This is a genomic window from Tardiphaga sp. GW821-FHT12E02 (genome assembly GCF_058807155.1).
Window position 1 is genome coordinate 4,755,436 of the sequence record NZ_JBXAQK010000001.1, and the last position, 19,244, is coordinate 4,774,679.

Annotated in this window: 19 protein-coding genes; 6 read left to right on the plus strand and 13 right to left on the minus strand. The window is 61.8% G+C overall.

All coding sequences use genetic code 11. The features are described from left to right. The first annotated feature begins 15 nt into the window (after positions 1 to 15). Positions 16 to 624 carry a hypothetical protein gene (locus AC1RQ5_RS22600; RefSeq protein ID WP_493201927.1) on the plus strand — a complete coding sequence of 203 codons (609 nt, stop codon included), beginning with the start codon at positions 16 to 18 and terminating at the stop codon, positions 622 to 624. Here AC1RQ5_RS22600 and AC1RQ5_RS22605 read toward each other — a convergent pair. Genes AC1RQ5_RS22605 through AC1RQ5_RS22615 form a run of 3 tightly spaced genes read right to left on the minus strand, consistent with a single transcriptional unit; the run spans position 621 to position 1,988 of the window. Then, the gene (locus AC1RQ5_RS22605; RefSeq protein WP_493201929.1) at positions 621 to 1,025 is read right to left on the minus strand and encodes a DUF6321 domain-containing protein; all 405 of its coding nucleotides are present in this window, start codon (positions 1,023 to 1,025) and stop codon (positions 621 to 623) included. The genes AC1RQ5_RS22600 and AC1RQ5_RS22605 overlap by 4 nt on opposite strands. Further along, the gene (locus AC1RQ5_RS22610) at positions 955 to 1,236 is read right to left on the minus strand and encodes a hypothetical protein (protein ID WP_493201931.1); all 282 of its coding nucleotides are present in this window, start codon (positions 1,234 to 1,236) and stop codon (positions 955 to 957) included. Before AC1RQ5_RS22610 ends, AC1RQ5_RS22605 begins: the two co-directional genes overlap by 71 nt. Before the next feature lie 29 nt (positions 1,237 to 1,265). Further along, entirely contained in the window at positions 1,266 to 1,988 is a 723-nt protein-coding gene (locus tag AC1RQ5_RS22615; protein WP_493201933.1) for a TetR/AcrR family transcriptional regulator, read from the minus strand. A 119-nt stretch (positions 1,989 to 2,107) separates the two neighbouring features. Here AC1RQ5_RS22615 and AC1RQ5_RS22620 point away from each other — a divergent pair, with 119 nt between their 5' ends. Then, positions 2,108 to 2,680, plus strand: coding sequence for a hypothetical protein (locus tag AC1RQ5_RS22620; RefSeq protein WP_493201935.1), 573 nt, complete (start codon positions 2,108 to 2,110; stop codon positions 2,678 to 2,680). Between the two features lie 37 nt (positions 2,681 to 2,717). Beyond that, a complete protein-coding gene (locus tag AC1RQ5_RS22625) occupies positions 2,718 to 3,293 on the plus strand; it encodes an inner membrane-spanning protein YciB (protein ID WP_493201937.1) in 576 nt (191 codons plus the stop codon). A gap of 288 nt (positions 3,294 to 3,581) precedes the next feature. Here the strand turns inward: AC1RQ5_RS22625 and AC1RQ5_RS22630 are convergent, their stop codons facing one another. The 3 genes from AC1RQ5_RS22630 to AC1RQ5_RS22640 form a co-directional block, all read right to left on the minus strand. Beyond that, positions 3,582 to 4,256, minus strand: a complete 675-nt coding sequence (locus AC1RQ5_RS22630) for a DUF429 domain-containing protein (RefSeq protein WP_493201939.1) — start codon at positions 4,254 to 4,256, stop codon at positions 3,582 to 3,584. Positions 4,257 to 4,261: 5 nt separating this feature from the next. Beyond that, positions 4,262 to 5,929 carry a DNA recombination protein RmuC gene (locus AC1RQ5_RS22635; protein WP_493201940.1) on the minus strand — a complete coding sequence of 556 codons (1,668 nt, stop codon included), beginning with the start codon at positions 5,927 to 5,929 and terminating at the stop codon, positions 4,262 to 4,264. A gap of 249 nt (positions 5,930 to 6,178) precedes the next feature. After that, a complete protein-coding gene (locus tag AC1RQ5_RS22640; protein WP_493201942.1) occupies positions 6,179 to 7,834 on the minus strand; it encodes a fumarate hydratase in 1,656 nt (551 codons plus the stop codon). 195 nt (positions 7,835 to 8,029) lie between these two features. Between AC1RQ5_RS22640 and AC1RQ5_RS22645 the strand changes: the two genes are divergently transcribed. Together AC1RQ5_RS22645 and AC1RQ5_RS22650 are read left to right on the plus strand one after the other, a co-directional pair. Further along, positions 8,030 to 8,500, plus strand: a complete 471-nt coding sequence (locus tag AC1RQ5_RS22645) for a hypothetical protein (protein ID WP_493201943.1) — start codon at positions 8,030 to 8,032, stop codon at positions 8,498 to 8,500. Positions 8,501 to 8,652: 152 nt separating this feature from the next. Next, positions 8,653 to 8,820 carry a hypothetical protein gene (locus tag AC1RQ5_RS22650; protein WP_493201945.1) on the plus strand — a complete coding sequence of 56 codons (168 nt, stop codon included), beginning with the start codon at positions 8,653 to 8,655 and terminating at the stop codon, positions 8,818 to 8,820. A gap of 27 nt (positions 8,821 to 8,847) precedes the next feature. On the opposite strand, the gene AC1RQ5_RS22655 is transcribed toward AC1RQ5_RS22650, so the two are convergent. From AC1RQ5_RS22655 to AC1RQ5_RS22665, 3 genes are all read right to left on the minus strand, one after another. Beyond that, positions 8,848 to 9,387, minus strand: coding sequence for a lysozyme family protein (locus AC1RQ5_RS22655; protein WP_493201947.1), 540 nt, complete (start codon positions 9,385 to 9,387; stop codon positions 8,848 to 8,850). An 87-nt stretch (positions 9,388 to 9,474) separates the two neighbouring features. Then, positions 9,475 to 10,113: a DUF2272 domain-containing protein gene (locus tag AC1RQ5_RS22660; RefSeq protein WP_493201948.1), complete on the minus strand. Its 639-nt coding sequence runs from the start codon at positions 10,111 to 10,113 to the stop codon at positions 9,475 to 9,477. A 123-nt stretch (positions 10,114 to 10,236) separates the two neighbouring features. Next, complete coding sequence (locus AC1RQ5_RS22665) at positions 10,237 to 10,944, minus strand: glutathione S-transferase (RefSeq protein WP_493201950.1); 708 nt, start codon at positions 10,942 to 10,944, stop codon at positions 10,237 to 10,239. Between the two features lie 201 nt (positions 10,945 to 11,145). On the opposite strand from AC1RQ5_RS22665, the gene AC1RQ5_RS22670 reads away from it, so the two are divergent. Continuing rightward, complete coding sequence (locus tag AC1RQ5_RS22670) at positions 11,146 to 13,224, plus strand: putative bifunctional diguanylate cyclase/phosphodiesterase (protein ID WP_493201952.1); 2,079 nt, start codon at positions 11,146 to 11,148, stop codon at positions 13,222 to 13,224. Positions 13,225 to 13,266: 42 nt separating this feature from the next. Here the strand turns inward: AC1RQ5_RS22670 and AC1RQ5_RS22675 are convergent, their stop codons facing one another. The 4 genes from AC1RQ5_RS22675 to flhB all read right to left on the minus strand — a co-directional run bounded on the left by AC1RQ5_RS22675 (position 13,267) and on the right by flhB (position 19,238). Further along, a complete protein-coding gene (locus AC1RQ5_RS22675; protein ID WP_493203528.1) occupies positions 13,267 to 13,896 on the minus strand; it encodes a lectin in 630 nt (209 codons plus the stop codon). A gap of 240 nt (positions 13,897 to 14,136) precedes the next feature. Continuing rightward, positions 14,137 to 15,198, minus strand: a complete 1,062-nt coding sequence (locus tag AC1RQ5_RS22680) for a Tim44 domain-containing protein (protein WP_493201954.1) — start codon at positions 15,196 to 15,198, stop codon at positions 14,137 to 14,139. A 256-nt stretch (positions 15,199 to 15,454) separates the two neighbouring features. Further along, the gene (cckA, locus tag AC1RQ5_RS22685) at positions 15,455 to 18,013 is read right to left on the minus strand and encodes a cell cycle histidine kinase CckA (RefSeq protein WP_493201956.1); all 2,559 of its coding nucleotides are present in this window, start codon (positions 18,011 to 18,013) and stop codon (positions 15,455 to 15,457) included. A gap of 148 nt (positions 18,014 to 18,161) precedes the next feature. Then, positions 18,162 to 19,238 carry a flagellar biosynthesis protein FlhB gene (gene flhB, locus AC1RQ5_RS22690; protein WP_493201958.1) on the minus strand — a complete coding sequence of 359 codons (1,077 nt, stop codon included), beginning with the start codon at positions 19,236 to 19,238 and terminating at the stop codon, positions 18,162 to 18,164. Positions 19,239 to 19,244: the final 6 nt, after the last annotated feature.

The following is a 19,244-nucleotide window of genomic DNA, read 5'->3' on the forward strand; positions in this document are numbered from 1 at the left end:
CACAGGACCAATGCCATGACGCCGATCGCAAGCCTTTCCGCTGCTCTTATCTTCATTGGCGCGGCGACGATCGCAGTCGCCGAGCCCGTCGGCAGTGTTTACAGCTCCACTGCCGACAAGGATTGCCGCAAGGTGTCGAGCACCAAGGTCGGACAGGATGAACTTGGCTCCGCACATATCTGCCGCGGGCCTGCGGGCTTCAAAGTGATCAAAAGCGAGGACGACCTTCGTGAAACCGTCACGGCCGGCCGCACGGCTGCGATCGCCAGTGACCAGCCCGCAGCGGCACAGGGTTTCGGCCCGTTCAACTCGACCACCAACACCATTGAATGGCGCCTCAGCGCCGGCAAGCCTTTCGCCATGATCCAGCGCTGGCATATCGCCGACAACGATGACCCCGACAAGAACGGCCGGCCGAACACAAAACAGATGCTGGTGGTAACGCGACTGGCGCCCGGCGCCGCATGCCATGTGGCTTATATCGATGTGACAGCCAATCCGGCGGCCAACGAACTCGCGCGCAAGGCGGCTGACGAGATCGCACGCGGCTTCGACTGCAGCAAGGACAAGGTCAAAGTCGCCGGTGCAAGCGGCCGCGCGATCGAATTGACGCTGCGTCGCTAGGCGCGCTTCTTTGTCTTGCGATAACGCGCGAGCAGCCGCTCGCCCTTGGCCGCAATTTTTCGCGCAGCTGTGACGGTCTTCGGCACAGGCTCGCCCCAGGCATGTGCGGACAGTGCATGGCGTGTCGGGCGCCCATCACCATCCACCAGAGGCGGCAACTTGGCTCGACCATAGAAGCGCACGGCCCAGCTGCCTTTGCGGCGCATTTCAGCGGGCGTCATCTCGGACATGGTCTTGGTCACGCCGGGCTTGAGATGTGAGCCATCTTTCTCGGCAAAAGCCTTACGTCCCGCGGCGGTAAGGCCACCTTTCGGATCTTTTTTAGCTTTCTTAGAAGCCTTTTTCTTTGTGGCTTTCTTCGTGGTCTTTTTCTTCGCAGTTGTCTTGCCGGCCTTCTTCACCGACTTCTTCGCTGTTTTCTTCTTCGCCGACTTTGCCATGCGCATATTGTCCACGAGATTGGGATAAGGTCGGCCGGCGCGTTTGGCGCGGGCCTTGGCGGCAGCTTTCTTCGCTGGTGTGAGGTGCTTGGATGCCTTGCCGGCGCGCTTGCGCGGGTTCGGGCGTTTCCAGGGAGCCTTGCTTTTTGTTGTCTTGGCCATGCGCGATCAACGCGCATCTTCGCGCAGAGTTTCCACCTGCTATTGCGGCGGCGGCACGCTGATCTTCAGCATTTCCACGAACAGCACTTCCGCATCGGGCTTGCCCGGCAGACGATCGAGCACATAGTCAAGCCGCCCCGCCAGGACGAGCATGGCAAAGCCGTGGGCCAGCGCCCAGGTGCGCGCAATCTGGGTCGCCTGCGCCATCGACAAGGCATCGGTGGCGACATCACCGGCGTGGACGATGCCGACCACCTGAGCGAGGCTGGCGAAGGAAATGTTGCTGGCCTCCTTGAGCGCTGGCCTCGCCATGTCGAGGCGCTCGGTGCGAAACATCAGCTGGTACATGCCCGGCTGCGAGCGGGCGTAAGCGAGATACCCCCGCGCCCGTGCGAGCGCGCTTTCGATCGGTGTCGCGCCCGTGGCACTGGCGGCGGTCAGCGCCGTGTTGAAATTGCGAAAGCCGACGGCTGCGAGTTCGCTGAGCAGCCCGGTCAGATCACCAAAATGATGGGTCGGCGCGGCGTGCGAAACGCCCGCCTCGCGTGCGACCGCGCGCAGCGTCAAACCAGTGAGCCCATCTCGCTCCAAGACGGTTTGCGCGGCTTTCAACAAAGCGACGTGTAAGTCCCCGTGATGATAGGGAGATTCGGCACCCGGCGACTTTTCGACCGGTTTGGAATCTTGCGGCTTCTTAGCGGCAGACTTGCGGCGCGCTTGCAGCAGCTTTGGCGGAGGCGTCGTGCGGGTCGATTTAGCCATGGCCGTTTATAGCAATCATTTTGACAGTGTAAAGATTTCGCTTGACGGATGTCAGGACCGAGCCTAAACGAATCTTTACACCGTCAAGATAACGGTAACGCCACGCTGGATACGCACCCATGGCCACCTTCCTCATCCTCGCCCCCTTCGGCACATTCGCTTTGCTGATGTTGATCGCCTCCGCGACCATCAGCCTGTTTGCGGCAGCCGCGCTGGCGCTTGGCATCGTCGTGTGGGATGTCGCGCGCGGCGGATCGGTGAAGATGCTGGCGGCCGGCTCCGTGCTGCTGTTTGCCACCATCGGCGGCTACGTCACGATGATCGACGGGAGCTGGAGCCGCACGACGCTGCATCTGGCGGTCGATCTCGGTGTGCTGGCAATCGCGCTGCTGTCGCTCGCCATCCGATCGCCGTTCACGCTGCAATATGCCCGCGAACAGGTCGATGCCGAGACCATGAAACTGCCCGGCTTCCTCGCCGCGAATTACGTGATCACCTGGGCCTGGACATTCGCTTTCGTGCTGATGCTGCTGGCCGACATGCTGGTGATCTTCGTGCCGGGATTGCCGCTCTGGATCGGCTTTGCCATCGCTTTCGCCGCCCGTAATGCCGCGCTGTACTTCACCAGATGGTATCCGCAATATCGGCGCGCAAAACATGCCGCCGAGCAGGCTGCGCTGCTGAAGTCCTGATTGCTATCGATTGCCCTCACCTTTTCGGGAGACCGCGATGAAGGACGTATTCGCCAAGCTCGGCCAGGATTTCTTCTCCACCATCCTTTTTCTGGTGCTCTACCTGATCACTGGCGATGTGGTGCTCGCGACCTGCGTAGCCATTGCCGGAGCGGTCGCGCAATTCATCCGCGCGCGCATCAAGGGCCAGAAACTCGATCTGATGACCTATGCCAGTCTCGGGCTGGTGATCGTGCTCGGCGGCGCCACGCTGCTCACCAATGATCCGCGCTTCGTGCTGGCAAAGCCGAGCATCGGCCACTTCGCCATCGGCGTCATCATGCTGCGCAAGGGCTGGATGCTGCGCTATCTGCCGCCGATCGTGAGCGAGACGATTCCGGAATATGTGACCATGGCCGGCTATGCCTGGGCCGCGCTGATGTTCGCGCTCGGTGCCGGCACCATCGGGGTTGCGCTCAGCGGCGATATGAAGCTTTGGACGTTCTACGTAACGGTGGTGCTGATCGGCGCCAAGGTGGCTGCCTTTGCGATCCAGTATGTCATCTTCCGCGTGCTGGTGACGCAGCGACTGCGTACCGCCGCAGCGGCACCGACATCAAGTCAGAGATACTGATAGAACATGACGCCGTTGATCGCGCTTGCTGCTGCCAGCAGTGCGACAACCGTCACATTCATCTTCAGAGCATCGATCATGGCTCGCCTCGAATCTCGGATCGCTTCCGAAACCAATTGAAACAGAGCGAGCCGAGTCGTCACCGCTTTTCTTTTTCACGCACAGGCTTGCGAGTCCGGGCAGAATCGAGTCCCGGACAATCGTGGTTAACGCCATGGAGATGTTGCGCGGCTGAGTCGCGATTTGTCGAGTCCATGCCGGCGATTCGTTAGTCTATCGATCGCAGCGTCAGAACCAGATCTGCATTGGAAGACCGCAAGGATCGCGCGGCGCCTCACCATCCGGCACAGAGCCGGCAGGCTCGTTTGCGGCGAGAGCGACAGCGCAGGCATCGAGAATATCGTCGCGCTTGGCACCGGTACCGCGACGACGCACCGTCAGCCACTCGCTCAGATCGGCAAAGCCATTTGCGAGAAGAAGCTCGCATCGCAATGCAAGCCCCTGCTTCGTATGCTTAGATGGCAGCGGCTCGCCGGCGTTTAAGCGCAGGAACACCAGTTCGGGATGCGCTTCGCGGAGATCGAAGCGTTGATGCGCGCGGACGAACGCATCGACCTCCATGATTTTCGCGCCGATGTGCCAGAGCTGGAGCGACACGCGCGTCTGCTCACGGCGGAGCGCTTCCTCGTTGGCAGACGCCGGATCGCGAAACTGCTCCCACAACCACCGCCGCGCTCCGGAGAACACGCGCGATCCATGCGGCTTCAGTTTTGCACGCGCCAGACGATCGCAGAGGCGATCACCGTGATCGGGCAAACCGATAGGGATATCGATGGCTGCGCGATCGAAGCGCTGAGATGCGAGCCACGAGATGTCGGGCGGAAAATCGATGCTCCGGCAGTCGCCATTGATGGTGACGACGACCCAGCCTTTTCGAAAACCGTCGAGGCCGATGGCAATCACATGCGTCAATCCGGTGACGGCGCGTCGTCGTCCAGCAACGCGTCGCGCGCCGTGCCGCCGATGGCCTTGATCAGATCATCCTCGCCGTCATCCGGCAGCGTTTCATTGAGGCCCAGCAGTTTTGCGGCGCTGCCATCGTCGGGCATCACGGCGACATCGCGCAGCGCGCGATCCATCATGCGGCTGCGCTTGTCGAGTTCGGCCACCGACCCCGCCGCCGTGTTGAGCTGGCGGGCGACCTTGCCCACCGTATCGTTGTAGCGCTTGAACTCGGTGCGCACGGCGCTGAGGATCTTCCAGACATCGCCGGAACGCTCCGCGATCACCATGGAGCGGTGATTGACCTGGAAGGCGTGCAGGATAGCCGCAAAGGTCGTCGGCCCGGCCAGCATGACATTGCACTCGCGCTGGACGTAATCGAACAGGCCGGGAATGCGCAGCACTTCTGCAAACAGGCTTTCGGTCGGCAGAAACAGGATCGCGCGCTCGGTGGTGCGGGGCGGGTTGATGTACTTCTTCGCGATGTCTTTCGCGAACGCCTTGATGCGGTTTTCGAGTTGTTTGCGGAAGTGCGCGGCGAGCTCGACATCGTTGGCTTCCAGCGCCTCGAGCATGTGCTCGTGATCCTCGCGCGGGAATTTCGCATCCACCGGCAGCAGCATCTCGTCGCCGTCGAGCATCGGCAGGCGGATGGCATATTCGACGCGCTCGGCGGAATTCGCCTTCACCTGCGCGTCCTTCACATATTGCGTCGGCGACAGGAAATCCTGCAGCAACATCGCTAACTGCACTTCACCAAAGGTGCCGCGCAATTTTGGATTGGTGAGCACGTTCTTGAGATCGCCCACATGGGTGGAGATGCTGCGCATCTCGCCGAACACCTCATAGGCCTTGTTGAGCTGTTCGACCACGCGGCCGAAATTCTCGTTGAGCCGCGTTTCCAGCGTGGTCTGCAGCTTCTCGTCAACAGTGACGCGAACCTTTTCAAGCTCGGCGGCATTCTCGGTGCGGAGCTGATCGAGCCGCCCCTCCACGGTCTGGCGCAGCTGCTCGCCGCTCAGGCCTTGCGTGCGCGTGAGTTCATCGATCGCCAGCTTGGTGGCGTCGAGGCGTTCCTTCTGATGGTTGCTGATCTCGCCAAGCGTGCCGGCAACATTCTGACGCAGGCTGTGGAAGCTGTTATTGAGCTCCTCACGCAAGTTGCGCGCGGACTCCGCATGGGCTGTACCGGATTGATCAAGCTTGTGTTCGACCATCGTACGCAGCGCCTCGCGATTGGCGGTGGAGGACTGCTCCATGCGGCCGATATCGGCATTCAGCTTGGTGCCGATATCATTGATGCGGGCTTCGGTGGTCTGGTTCGACAAAGCGAGGCGCTGGCCGAAGTTATCGACCTGCTTGAGCAGGCGGTCTTCCAGCTTCAGCATCATGTCCGCCGCCGCGCCCTGCTGCTGGCTCATGGTCTGCAGCAGCTCCTGGCGAACCGCGCGGATGTCAGCATCGGACGCGGCCCGAATGGCATCGCCCTCGAAGCGCAGCAATTCGCTGACCTCGGCGCGCTCCAGCGCGAGCGGGCGGCGCGCGACCACGATGACGGCGACGATCGCAAACAGCGCGGCAATGAAGGCCAGCGCCAGTGTGGCGATCGGAAAATAGGGAGCGTATTCGGTCACGGGCATCTCTCGCGTACTCTTTTTGTTCTAGCGAGAGTGGTGGAGTCCCGCAACCCTCCATGGCGATGGAAGGTTGCGGAAACCGGGGATGAATGCAGCCGATAGGCCGATCCCTCATGGTGAGGAGGCGCGTAGCGCCGTCTCGAACCATGACTGGCTGGGCTCGGCGTTTGCGGCCATCCTTCGAGACGCCGCGCAATTGCGCGGCTCCTCAGGATGAGGGGCTGAGTTGGTGTCGTACCAAAATTGTCAGCCCAGGTTGAGTTCCTTGAAGAAGTCGTTGCCCTTGTCATCGATGATGATGAAGGCCGGAAAATCCTCGACCTCGATCTTCCAGATGGCTTCCATGCCGAGCTCGGCATATTCGACCACCTCGACCTTCTTGATGCAGTGCTCGGCGAGGTTTGCCGCCGAACCGCCGATGGAGCCGAGATAGAAGCCGCCATGCTTCTTGCAGGCTTCGCGCACGGCGACGGCACGGTTGCCCTTGGCGACCATCACCATGGAGCCGCCTGCGGCCTGGAACTGATCGACGAACGAGTCCATGCGGCCGGCCGTGGTGGGACCAAAGGCGCCCGACGCATAGCCTTCCGGCGTCTTGGCCGGGCCGGCGTAATAGACCGGATGGTTCTTGAAGTAATCCGGCAGCGGCTCGCCCTTCTCCAGACGGTCGCGCAGCTTGGCATGGGCGGCGTCGCGGGCGACGATCATGGTGCCGGTGAGCGACAGGCGCGTCTTGGTCGGATAGTTCGCCAGCGTCGCCAGGATGTCCTTCATCGGCTTGTTGAGGTCGATCTTGACCACGTCACCGCCGAGGGCTTCTTCCACCTTGGGCAGATACTGCGCCGGATTGTGCTCGAGCTCCTCGAGATAGACGCCGTCTTTGGTGATCTTGCCGAGCACCTGACGATCCGCCGAGCAGGACACGCCGAGGCCGATCGGCAGCGATGCACCGTGGCGTGGCAGGCGGATGACGCGCACGTCGTGGCAGAAATACTTGCCGCCGAACTGCGCGCCGACGCCGGACGACTGCGTCATCTTGAGGATTTCCTGCTCCATCTCCAGATCGCGGAAGGCATTGCCGTCCGGCGAGCCCTGGGTCGGCAGTGCGTCGAGATAGCGCGCGGAGGCGAGCTTCACCGTTTTCATGCACAGTTCAGCAGAGGTGCCGCCGATGACGATGGCGAGGTGATAGGGCGGGCACGCGGCGGTGCCCAGCGTCATGATCTTTTCCTTCAGGAAGGCGAGCAGACGATCCTTGGTCAGAACAGACGGTGTCGCCTGGAACAGAAAACTCTTGTTGGCGGAGCCGCCGCCCTTGGCCATGAACATGAACTTGTAGGCGTCGTCGCCCTCGGCATAGATCTCGCACTGCGCCGGCATATTGTTCGCCGTGTTCTTCTCTTCATACATGGTCAGCGGCGCCACCTGCGAGTAACGCAGATTGCGGCGCAGATAGGCGTCGCGCGCGCCTTCGCTGAGTGCGGCCTCGTCCTGGCCATCGGTGATGACGTTGCAGCCCTTCTTGCCCATGATAATGGCGGTGCCGGTGTCCTGGCACATGGGCAGCACGCCGCCGGCGGCGATATTCGCGTTCTTCAGGAAGTCGAAGGCGACGAACTTGTCGTTCGACGAGGCTTCAGAGTCGTCGAGGATGTTGCGGAGCTGCTGCAGATGGCCGGGGCGCAGATAATGGTTGATGTCGCCGAACGCGGCCTCGGACAGCGCCTTGAGCGCCTCCGATGACACTACCAGCATCTCCTTGCCCAGCACGGTCTCGACCTTCACGCCCTCGGCGGTGATCTTCCGGTAGGGGGTCGTATCCTTGCCCAGCGGGAACAGCGGGGTGTGCTTATAGGGCGGAACCGGCTTCTGCTGGTCGGGGAAAGCGGCGGGAGCGTTCATGGGACAGGCCTCGAGGGACAGGAATTTGGAGCCCTTTTAAGAGGTTTCGGAGCAGTTTTGAAGGGTTCAAAAGACATGGCGGGGAGCGCTGGATTGAACGCCCCGGCTGGACCGTCCATTTCCTCCTTCCCCTAACGCCTTGCTTCACCGTTGATTATCGCGCTTCACTGCAATCGGGACTGAGGAGACATCAGAATGCCGATCGACCGCCTGCGCGCATACGCCTTCGTCACCGCGATGGTTTTGACCGCCGCCCTCGCCTCGCCGGCGCATGCCGATCGCTGCGACGATCTCGCCAGGCAGCTCAAGAGCCAGATCGATGGGATCAGTGTCGGACGCACCGCGGCCAATGTGATCTATCTCTCCCATCCCGCTGCGAAGCAGCTGCGGCTCGGCTGCACCAATCGCTCGGTGACCAATGAACTGTTCGCGCAGTCATCGACACGAAAGCCGGCCCCTGCCTTCACGGATCTCGTCGCCAGTGCTGGCGCGATCGTGTTCACGATTCCGAAACAGGACACGCTGCGCGGCTCGCAGCGCTGCCTCAGCCGCATGGGGCTGCTGCGCGGCAATGACATCAAGATGCGCTTCCGCCGGCTCGATTTCCGCTGCACCCGCGACAAGACAACTGCGGCCATCTCCGTCTCGCGCGGCAGGAACGAATAGGCCAATCGCGACAAATTTAGCGATTGCAGCATCACTTCGTTCACCAGTGACGCGCTCTGCCCCCGATTGCTTCAAATTGCAGGGAATGATTCATCACTCTTTGTGCACGCGCGCCCATGGTTCCTGGACATATTCAGAAACAGGACATTGCCATGAGCATTTCAAGCGTGAGCAGCGCACCGCCGGCCGCACCGATCCAGCCGATCGAAGCGCGCACGCCGGAGCCCAAAAAGCCGGAACCAACGGAAGAACGAAATCCACCGGCACAGCGCCCGCCGCTGCCGCCCGGCCAGGGCACGCGCATCGATCAATATGTGTGACCCGCTCACGCTAAGGGTTTCGTCAACTCAGGCATATTTCGGCGGCTTGCCCGAAAAGAACTTTGAAAAATAGGCCTCCATATCGCCGATGGAGGTCGATTTGAGCACCTTCGCCTGCGGGCTCGCGGTCGCTGGCACGGTGAGATCGCCTTTATTCAACGCCTTCTTCCATTTCTTTGCATTCGGCGCGAACTGCATGGCCTGCAATATTGCGGCCTGTCGCGCCAGCGGCAACGCCAGCACCTTGATCTCGTAATCCGCCATCTGTTTGTTGAATTTGTAGTAATCGAGCCAGACGCCGTAAGCGTCGATCTGCTCGGGCGCTGACAGCGCCAGGAATTTCGATTTGGTGAGCTTGAGCTTCTGCACCAGTTCGGGGCCGACTTGCGTCAGTCCGATATATTGCCCTGTCACCGCAGTGGTCTTCCAGACGGACTCCACATAGATGACCGCAGCGATCGCCGCGGGATCGACATCATGTGCCTGCGCCACCGCATTCAGTGACGCGAGGATCGCGGGCCGCCCCGCCATTGGCACACTGGCTCCTGATTTCAGCTGCTTCGCCATGGATCATCCCCAACGTCGATGTCTAGTTTAAACTCCGGCTTCGCCGGACGATGCATTGTCCAGCCACGCTCACGCACGCCATTCGCGTTACAGCAGACATTCGATGACGCAGATCAGCGACGCACCCTTTTGCAGGGTGCCGTCTGCCTTCAGCTTCCAGGTCTTGTGACCGACCGTATCGGTCTCCACATTGCCGCCGACCGTGATGAGTTCGCGCTTGTCTGGGTTGACCTCGATGACGATGTCACTGTGCGAGGGCAGAAAATTTCCCCCATCGACGGGCTTTGTGCCGTATTTGCGCAGCACATCGGAATAGGTGACGTTGCGTGAGGCGGCACGCCCGGCGCTGATGAGATCGCCCACTTTCGGCACATAGGTTCTGGGATCGCGGCCGAGAAACTTGGCACTGGAGGCAGGATCCTTGGCGTCGCGAAGCGCCTTGACGACGTAGTGGATGTGCCCTTCATGATAGTAGAACTGCGTGCCGGCGCCGCTCTTGCGCATGATGAAAGAGATGAAGGCGGCCGACCAGGCAGGGCGAAACGGATTGCCGTCACGATCGTGAAAGGTGGTTCGCCCGTCGCGATTCTTCACCTTGACGCCGACCAACCAGTACTCGCCGACATAGCCGGCATAGGGATCGTTGGTCTCCCGCCCCTGCCCGTTCTTGAATCGTGCGAGTTCGGTCCGGCATTGCGCAGCGACTTTGTTTGTAAATGCGCTCATCGTGATCTCCTCCCCGGAGATCACTCAAGCACGACATTGAGCGTTTAACAACCTATAGGTGATTTACTGAAACATGCATTCTGAACGATTACGCACCCGCTATTAGGCGATGGTACCGAACAGCTACCGGTCCAGCGCCTTGTAGCGGCGGAAAATGCCTTGCTCGTTGAAGGCAATGCGGCGGTCGCTGGCGAGATAGGCCTTGATGTTGGGCCGCTCCGCAACGCGATCGCGCAAGCTGATCAGTTTGGGGATCTCCTTCTCGAACTTCTTCATCCGCTTCGGAAATGCGTAACGCAGGCCTTCGACGATCTGGAACAGGGAGAGATCGACATAGGTCAGTTTTCGGCCGCTGACATAGGCGCCGTCGCCGGCCGTCAGCAGCCGCTCGAAATAGCCGAGAAATTTCGGCACGCGCTCTTTCCAGAACTCTGCCGTGCGCAGCTTTGCCGGCTTCTTCTGATCTTCGTAATAGAGCGATACGCCGATCGGATGATGGGTGTCGTGCACTTCCATTACGAAATCAGCGATGGTGAGTTGCAGATCATTGAGCTTCAGTCGCCCGGCTTCCGTCTTCGGCGCCAGGCCGTGGCGAGCACCGAGATAGAACAGGATATTGGCGGTCTGGCCGATCACCAGCGTACCGGCCTTGAGGAAGGGCGGTGCAAAGGGCGGCAGCCCCTTCTTGGCGTCCAGCATTTTCGTCATGGCGCCCATGCCAGCCTTGCCGCGCGCGACGTCGATATAATCCGCGCCGGCTTCTTCGAGCGCCAGCCGTACATATTCGCCCCGGCCCTGGATCATTGGCCAGTAATAGAGTTCGTAGCGCATCCCGGCACCTCTTCCCGCCATTGGCACATCAACGGATTACCTGCGTATTCGTTCAACGCGCGGCCGAGGCGCTTCGTCACCCGCATTGATAACCTGGCTTCAACCCTGTTTGGCAAAGCCGCCCGTATCCGCGCGGATAAAAGCACCAGCATACAACCGCTTAAACGCCTGCTGCGTACGATGATAAGCAGGAGCGCCTTCATGACCGACCAAGCCAGTTTTGTCGTCCACCAGATTCTTGTCCTGCTCGCGGGATCAGTCTGCCTGTTCGGCACATGGGTCGGCATGCGCCACTTTGCACGCGCCCGCGCCACACAGGGCTCGACCCGGATCGGCTGGTTGTTCATGGCCTCGGTCGGCACTGGTGCAGCACTCTGGGCCTCGACCTATATTTCCATCCTGGCACTCGACCCACAACTCGACAGCGGCTTCGATCTTATTCCGGTGGCGATCACCCTCGCCATCGCGATCCTCTCATGCCTGATAGGATTCGAAATCGGGAGCCGACATTTTACGCTGGCGCCTGAATGCGGCGGCCTTCTGATGGGCGCCGGCATTCTTGCGATGCACTATATCGGCCTCCATGCCTGGCACTTCAGTGGCACCACCCAATGGAGCAGCTATGGCCTCGTGCTGATCCTGCTGCTTGGCCTTGGACTCAGCGCACTCTCAGTGAACCGAGCCAACCGGCCGGTGACGCGCTGGTGCCGGCACGGCGCCGCCATCGTACTGGCCTTCATGATCTGCACGCTTCACTACGCGATGACAATGTCAGCCAATGCGCTGCCTGATCCATCACTGGCGCTGGCGCCCGATCTGGTGCCGGCAAAGATGCTCGGCGCTGGCGTCGTGCTCGCGGTGCTGCTGGTGATGGGCAGCGGCTTTTCATCTTACGTTATCGACCTGCGTGTCCGCACGGAATCCGCCGAACGCATTCATCAGCTATCGTTCAACGACAGCATGACCGGGCTGCCGAACCGCATCGCTTTCAATGAGCGTCTTGCCTTCTGGGCCGCAGAATCCCACGAGCGCGCCCACAAGCTTGCCGCGATCGCCATCAATATCGATGGTTTCAAGGACATCAACGATCTCTACGGCCACACCGCCGGCGATCTGCTGTTGATCGAAGTCGCAGCACGGATGCGACAGGCCATCGGCGACGACGAATTTCTCGCGCGCCAAAGCGGCGACGAATTCCTGGCGCTCAAAATGTCGGGCAATCTGCCGGCCAATGCCCAGCAATTTGCCGCGCGGATTGCTGCTGCATTTGCAGCGCCATTCGCGATCCGCGACCACAGCATCGCGCTCACCGCCGCGATCGGCTATTCGATATTCCCGCTGGACACGCCCGAACGCGACCAATTGCTCGGCAATGCAAAACTGGCGATGGACCGCGCCAAGGCGACGCAGCGCGGCGCCATCTGCGCCTATCACCGCGAGATGGATGACGCGGCCCGCACCCGCCGCGCTCTGGCGCGCGATCTTCAAAGCGCCGCTGCGAATGGTGAATTCGAACTGCATTATCAGTTACAGGCTTCGCTATCTGACGGCACGATCTGCGGCTCTGAAGCACTGATCCGCTGGAATCACCCCAAGCTCGGCCGTATCTCGCCGATCGACTTCATCCCGCTCGCCGAAGAGACCGGCGCGATCCTCGATATGGGGGAATGGGCGCTGCGTACGGCCTGCCGCGACGCCGCTGCAGGCCTCCTGCCCGGCACCATCGCCGTCAACCTGTCGCCCGTGCAATTCGGTCGCGAAGATCTCGCGGAGACCATTCATGGCATCCTGATCGAAACAGGTCTGTCGCCACGCCGACTCGAAATTGAGGTCACGGAATCGACTGTCATGGCGGATCAGGCGCGCGGGTTGCATATCCTGCGCAAGCTGAAGGCCATGGGCATCTCCATCGCCATGGACGATTTCGGCACCGGCTATTCGTCGCTGGGCACGCTGCACGCCTTTCCGTTCGACAAGATCAAACTGGATCAGTCCTTCGTCCGCCGTATCCCGGACGATGCCGCCGCCCGCGCCATCGTGCGCACGGTGCTGGCGCTGGGCAACAGCTTGCATATTCCGGTGCTGGCCGAAGGCATCGAGACCTCGGCGCAATGGCATTTCCTGCTGGGCCAGGGTTGCGACAAGGGTCAGGGCTATCATTTCGCCCGGCCAGTGCCGCTGGTACAGGTGCCCGCAACCATCGCTGCCGCAACGGCCGTAGCGATGGCCGAGGCGAGAGCGGCAGCCGCTGCGGAAATGATGTCGATCGCTGCAGCGTGAGCACTGCAGCGATCTTACGTGACGCGGATGAGGTGAAGCTGATCAGTTCGCCGCGAAGCAATACAGCAGGCCGTCGCCGCCGGTGGTCTTCAGATCGTTCTGCGAACAGCCGCCGTCAGGACCGCGCGACGGATGCGAGGTGTTCCAGGATTTTGCTGGCGGTTCCTCATTGAGGCCGGTGCGGTCGATGTGACCGACCATCGCCGCGCCCTGGGTGCTGCTCGTCCAGTTCTTGCAGGTGCGATCATCAGTGCCGGCGAAGGCCGTGCCATCGGCTTGCGAGCCCGTCAACACGTCGTGGCGATTCGGCGTATCGCCGCGACCGTTGATGACCTCGCCCTTCTCGCTGAGCGAGTTCTGCTTGTTGAGCGCGTTGTTGGCGCTATGCAGATCAGCCACGTCCTTGGCGACCACGGTGCCCTTGGCGTTCTTCCACGGGCCATTGCCGATGCGATCCTTCGCATTCATGGCCGGCTTGCCGTCGGCAGCCTGGGTCGAGAGATAGGCACGCCAGGTCTTGGCGCCGGCACCTGCGGCCTGTGCGAGCGTCTGGCAATGATTGTCCGCCCCGGCGAGGCCGCCGAGATTGCCGCCATTGCCGATGCCATTGCTGGTGACGAAAAAGCTCGTGTCAGCGCCCTGTGCGGATGCGGGCGTGGTTGCGAATGACATGGCCGTCGCGCAGATGGCAACGCAGGACAGCGTCTTGAGAGTTGTGATCATCGTTTCCTCCAAAGGCATTTGCTTGAACACGAAAAGGCTGGTCGCGGTGGACCGCAACTGACGAACAAGCCAATACGCTGATTATTCCACGCGCGTGACGGTTGTGCGAGAGGGGCTTGAGCGCATGTCTCACAACAAAAGCGCCGCGGGTTGCCCCGCGGCGCTTGATTGGTTTCGATCTGGATGGCGTTACGCCTGCTGGATCGCCGAGACTTCCCAGTTGCCGCCATTGGTACGGATGAAGGTCCACACTTCCGTGGCTTCGGTCGGGGTCTCGCTGCCGGCGACGAGGCGGTTGGTGCCACGCTCCAGCGTCTTGTCGATCAGCGAGAAGCGCATCGCCACGCTGGCATATTCGTCATTGCCTTCGCGCCAGGCTTCCGCGAGGTCGCCCTGCAGCAGCTTGACGTCCGACACCTTGTTGATGTCGTTGGCAGCCTTGTTCTCCGCGAGGTCCTTCGCGAAATACGAGATCATTTCCGGCGTCGCAAGCTTGCCGAGCGCATCGGTGTCTTCGTTCGACCAAGCAGCCTGGACTTCACCGAGAATGCGTTCGAAGTCTTCATAATCCTTCGGCTGGATTTCGACCGGACGCTCGTCCTGACGCGAGCCACCGAAGCCGAAGCCACCCAGCGCGCTGCGCGGCTGAGCCTGCGGAGCCTCCTGCGGCTGCGCGCCATAGGCGTGGTTGGTCTGCGAGGCCTGATTGGCTTCCGAAGCGTTGTACTGCTGCTGCTGTGAGCCCGACGGACCAGCATAGGCCGAAGCCGTCTGACCCTGATTACGGCGCTGCCACCACTTCATGGCCAGGCGGACGACGATCACGACCAGCGCCACCTGCAGCAGCAGGCCGATGATCGAGGCGAAGCTGCCGAGGCCGCTGAGCAGGCCACCGCCGAACAGCATGCCGAGCAGGCCGGCGCCGAGGAAGCCGGCAGCGAGGCCGCCGAGCATGCCCATGCCCGGACGGTTGAAGAAGCCACCCTTGGCGGCTGCGCCAGCGGCGGCAGGGCCAGCCATGCCGGGCGCGCCCGGCTGCTGCATGGTGCGGTTCATCGGCTGCGCGGCATTCGGCGCAGTCGCAGTGCCCGGCGTGGGCGCGAAGGTCTTGGAGCCGCGCGAGCCCATGCTGCCGCCCTTGCCGCCCGGACGCGCGTCGGCAGCGGAGATGGCGATTGTGAGCGGCATCGCCAGCGACAGAACAACGGCGAGCGTCTTGATCGCGCCGCGCATGCTGAACGTGAAAGTCATCTATGTTCCCTCAATCCCCGGCAGGGGGAAATCGCCCCTAACATGGCTACGCCGCAGGAAAAAGAAAGCGCGCTTCACGCCGCATGGCTGCGGCCCTCGGTCGCGGCTTTAGGGCTGTTCTAAAGCGCGGAATGTCGGGATTTCAAAGACTTATGGTGCAGCGCGAGAGATTCGTCGGATGGGTTGAGCGTAGCGATACCCATCAGGGCCAGGCGCTTGTGGCGATGGGTATCGCTGCGCTCAACCCATCCTATGCCTATCCCATCGTGCCCTTCACCTTTTCGATCAGCGCACTCAGCGCGAACGGCTTGGCCAGGAACGCGAATTGCTGGCCTTCCGGCAAGCTCTTCTCGAACGCCTCTTCGGCATAGCCAGACACGAAGATGATCTTCAGATCCGGATTGAGGGCACGCATTTCCTTCAGCAAAGTCGGGCCGTCCATTTCCGGCATCACCACGTCGGAGACGACGAGATCGATATTGCGATCCTGCTCCTCGAACATCTCCAGCGCCTCGATGCCATTGGAGGCCTCGACCACCGTGTAGCCACGCGAGCGCAGGCCGCGGGCATTGAGGCTGCGCAGGCCCTCCTCGTCCTCGACCAGCAGGATCGTGCCCTGCCCGGTAAGATCGGCCTTCGGCTTGGCAGCTTCCTTCGCGGCAATGGCGGCAGCGATGGCCGGATCAGGCGCGGCTTCCTTGTCCTGATGATGGCGCGGCAGGAAGATGCGGAAGGTGGTGCCCTGCCCTTCCTTGGAGTCCACATAGACGAAGCCGCCGGTCTGCTTGACGATACCATAGACCGTCGAGAGGCCGAGGCCGGTGCCCTTGCCCACATCCTTGGTGGAGAAGAAGGGTTCGAAGATCTTTTCGACAATGTCGGCCGGAATGCCCGTGCCGGTGTCCGTGACGGCGATCTCGACATAATCGGCCGCAGGCATGCCCTTATAGGCGAGCTTCTCGGCCTGGTCGGTCGAGATATTGCCGGTGCGCACCGTGAGAGAACCGCCATCAGGCATCGCATCGCGCGCATTGACCGTGAGATTCACGATCACCTGCTCGAATTGCGAGATGTCCACCTTCACCGGCCACAGATCACGGCCGTGCACGACTTCGAGCTTCACCTTCTCGCCGATCAGGCGCTTCAGCAGCAGATCGATATCGGACAGCGCATCGCCGAGATTGAGCACGGTCGGACGCAGCGTCTGCCGGCGCGAGAAGGCGAGCAGCTGGCGCACCAGCGTCGCAGCACGCGTCGCATTCTGCTTGATCTGCATGATGTCCTGGAACGACGGATCGGTCGGCTTGTGCGCGTTCAGCAGGAAATCATTGGCCATCATGATGGCCGACAGCACATTGTTGAAGTCATGCGCGATGCCGCCGGCCAGCTGGCCGATGGTGTCCATCTTCTGCGCCTGGTTGACCTGGTTCTCCAGCGCGCGGCGCTCGGTGGTCTCCAGCATGTAGACAATGGCGGCTTCGGTCTCGCGCTCTTCCTCCTGCACGGCCGTGACGAAGAACTGGCCCCAGCGCTCCTTGGCGCCTGCAAGCTGCAATTCCACCGGCGCGATATCGCCTTGCCCCTGCGCGGCCTGACCGATCGGCGCAAGCAGTTGTGCACGATCACGCTCGTTCAATGCGGCGAGGATCGACTTGTTGACATTGCCATTGTCGCTGAGCGTCTGCGCGAGCTTTGCGAAGCGCGCATTGCCGCGCACTACGGCGCCGCCGAGATCGACTGTGGCGATTGCCATCGGCGTATGATCGAAGAAGCGCATGAACCGCACTTCGGCGGCACGCTGCGGATCGGAGCGCTCGTCGCGGGCGCGGCTGATCACCAGCGTGCGCGAGGCGCCCGGCACGCCATCGGCGCCGAAAGCGAGCTTGTGATAGAGGCGCACCGGCACGGTCTTGCCGCCGCGCTGCTTGAGATCGATATCGAAGACTTCGGTCTTCACTTCGCCGGGGATCGGCACGATCGAGGTAAGCAGCGAGGCGCCATCACCGGACACGATGTCCGTGAGCTTCAACCCGCCGGAGCCGATCTCGGCGAGATCGTGATCGAGCAGGTTCGCCAGCGTCGCGTTGACATAGACGAGCTCGCCCTTCGGATTGACCGAGAAGAAGCCGCATGGCGCGTGATCGAGATACTCGATTGCGTGCTGCAGTTCCTGGAACACGTCCTCCTGACGCTGGCGGTCGCGCGAGATGTCGGCCACCGACCACACCGTCGATTTCGCCTCGCGCTTACCGGTGCCGAGCGGGCGCACGCGCATGCGCAGCCAGCGGCCATGGGAGCCATCGGCGACGGTGACGCGCACCTCTTCCTGCTGGCGCTTGCCCTCACGGGCCGCCTTGAGCAGACGGAAGACAGCTTCGGAGACATCGGGATTGCCGATGAAGACGCGCTCGACCGGACGCGCCTCCTGCACCGACGCAGCACCGGTCAAAGTGAGGTAGGCCGCATTGGCATAGACGACGTGGCCGTGGGCGTCGGTCACCGCGATGCCATCGAAGGCGCCATTGGTGACGGCGCGCATGATCGGATCTTCGGAGGCCCGATCGGCGAAGCGGATGATGCCGGCCGCAAAGGCGAACAGCATGAACAGGCCGACCATGGCCAGCAGCGCGAGCAGCGCCAGGATGTAAGGCTGCGCCTGGGCGCGGCCGAGCGTCATGAAGGCGACGGCGCTGGCGACGATCGCGGCAGCAATCAGCAGAACGAGGACAATGCTGCCGCTGCGGCGCACGGGCTCGGGGCCAGCCTTGGTCTCCGCCAGCGAGATCTGGCCATCGTGGTCGGTCTCGACGCTCATGTGACGGGGTGTCGCCTATCTGTCGTGGTTGCAGCGCGCCTGCGCGCGCCTCCTGAGTGCCCCAACCGGCAGGGCGCACGCAAGCGGTTCCGCCGCTCTTTTGCGCCCCAATCGCCGATTCGCACGATGTTCCGATCCTGTCCGGGCATCAGTTCGGACGCCCCGAGAAGCCGCGCTTGAGGCTCATGACGTAACCGATCACTTCGGCCACCGCCTGATAGTGCTCATTCGGGATTTCCTCGTCGATCTCCACGGTCGCGTAGAGCGCGCGCGCCAGCGGCACGTTTTCGACGATCGGAATGTCGTGCTTGCCCGCCACTTCCCGGATCTTGAGCGCGATTGCGTCCATGCCCTTGGCGACGCAGATCGGCGCCTGCATGCCGCGCTCGTATTTCAGCGCCACCGAATAGTGGGTCGGGTTGGTGATGATCACCGAGGCCTGGGGCACCGCAGCCATCATGCGCTTCTTCATGCTCTGCTGGCGCAGTTGCTTGATCTTGCCCTTGATGTGCGGGTCGCCTTCGGACTGCTTGAATTCTTCCTTCACCTCCTGCAGCGACATCTTCAATTTCTCGAACCATGTCCGGTACTGGAAGAAGAAGTCAGCGACAGCAACGAAGGCCAGCATGGCGAGCACTGCGCCGAGCAGCTTCAGCGTCAGGGCCATGGTGATGCCGACGATGGCGCTCGGATCGATGCGCACCATGGCGTCGAGACGGAAGCGCTCGGGCCACAGCACCGCGCACATGACCGCGCCCAGCACGACCAGCTTGAACAGGCCCTTGAGGAAGTTGGCGATGGCCTGTTTGCCGAACAGGCGCTTGGCGCCTTCCATCGGCGACAGCTTGCTGAATTTGGGCGTAAGGCCCTCGGACGAGAACACCAGCCGATGCTGCATGAGATTGCCGGCAAGCACTGCGATGATGATAAACAGGAACGGCATCCCGAGCGTCGACAGCAGGGAAAAACACAGCTCCTTCGTCAATTCGATGAGACCCGGACCGTCGGTTCGGATCATCCACGAATTCTGCAGCAGGTTCTTCATCGGCGGCATCATGCCGGCGCCGATGGACCCGTGGAACGACGACAGCACGAGTGTGCCACCGGCCAGCAGGAACCAGGTATTGACCTCCTGGCTTTTGGCGACATCGCCGCGTTGGTGAGCGTCGTCGAGTTTCTTTTGTGTGGGGTCGTGTGTTTTCTCGTTCTCACTATCCTCGGCCATAGGCGC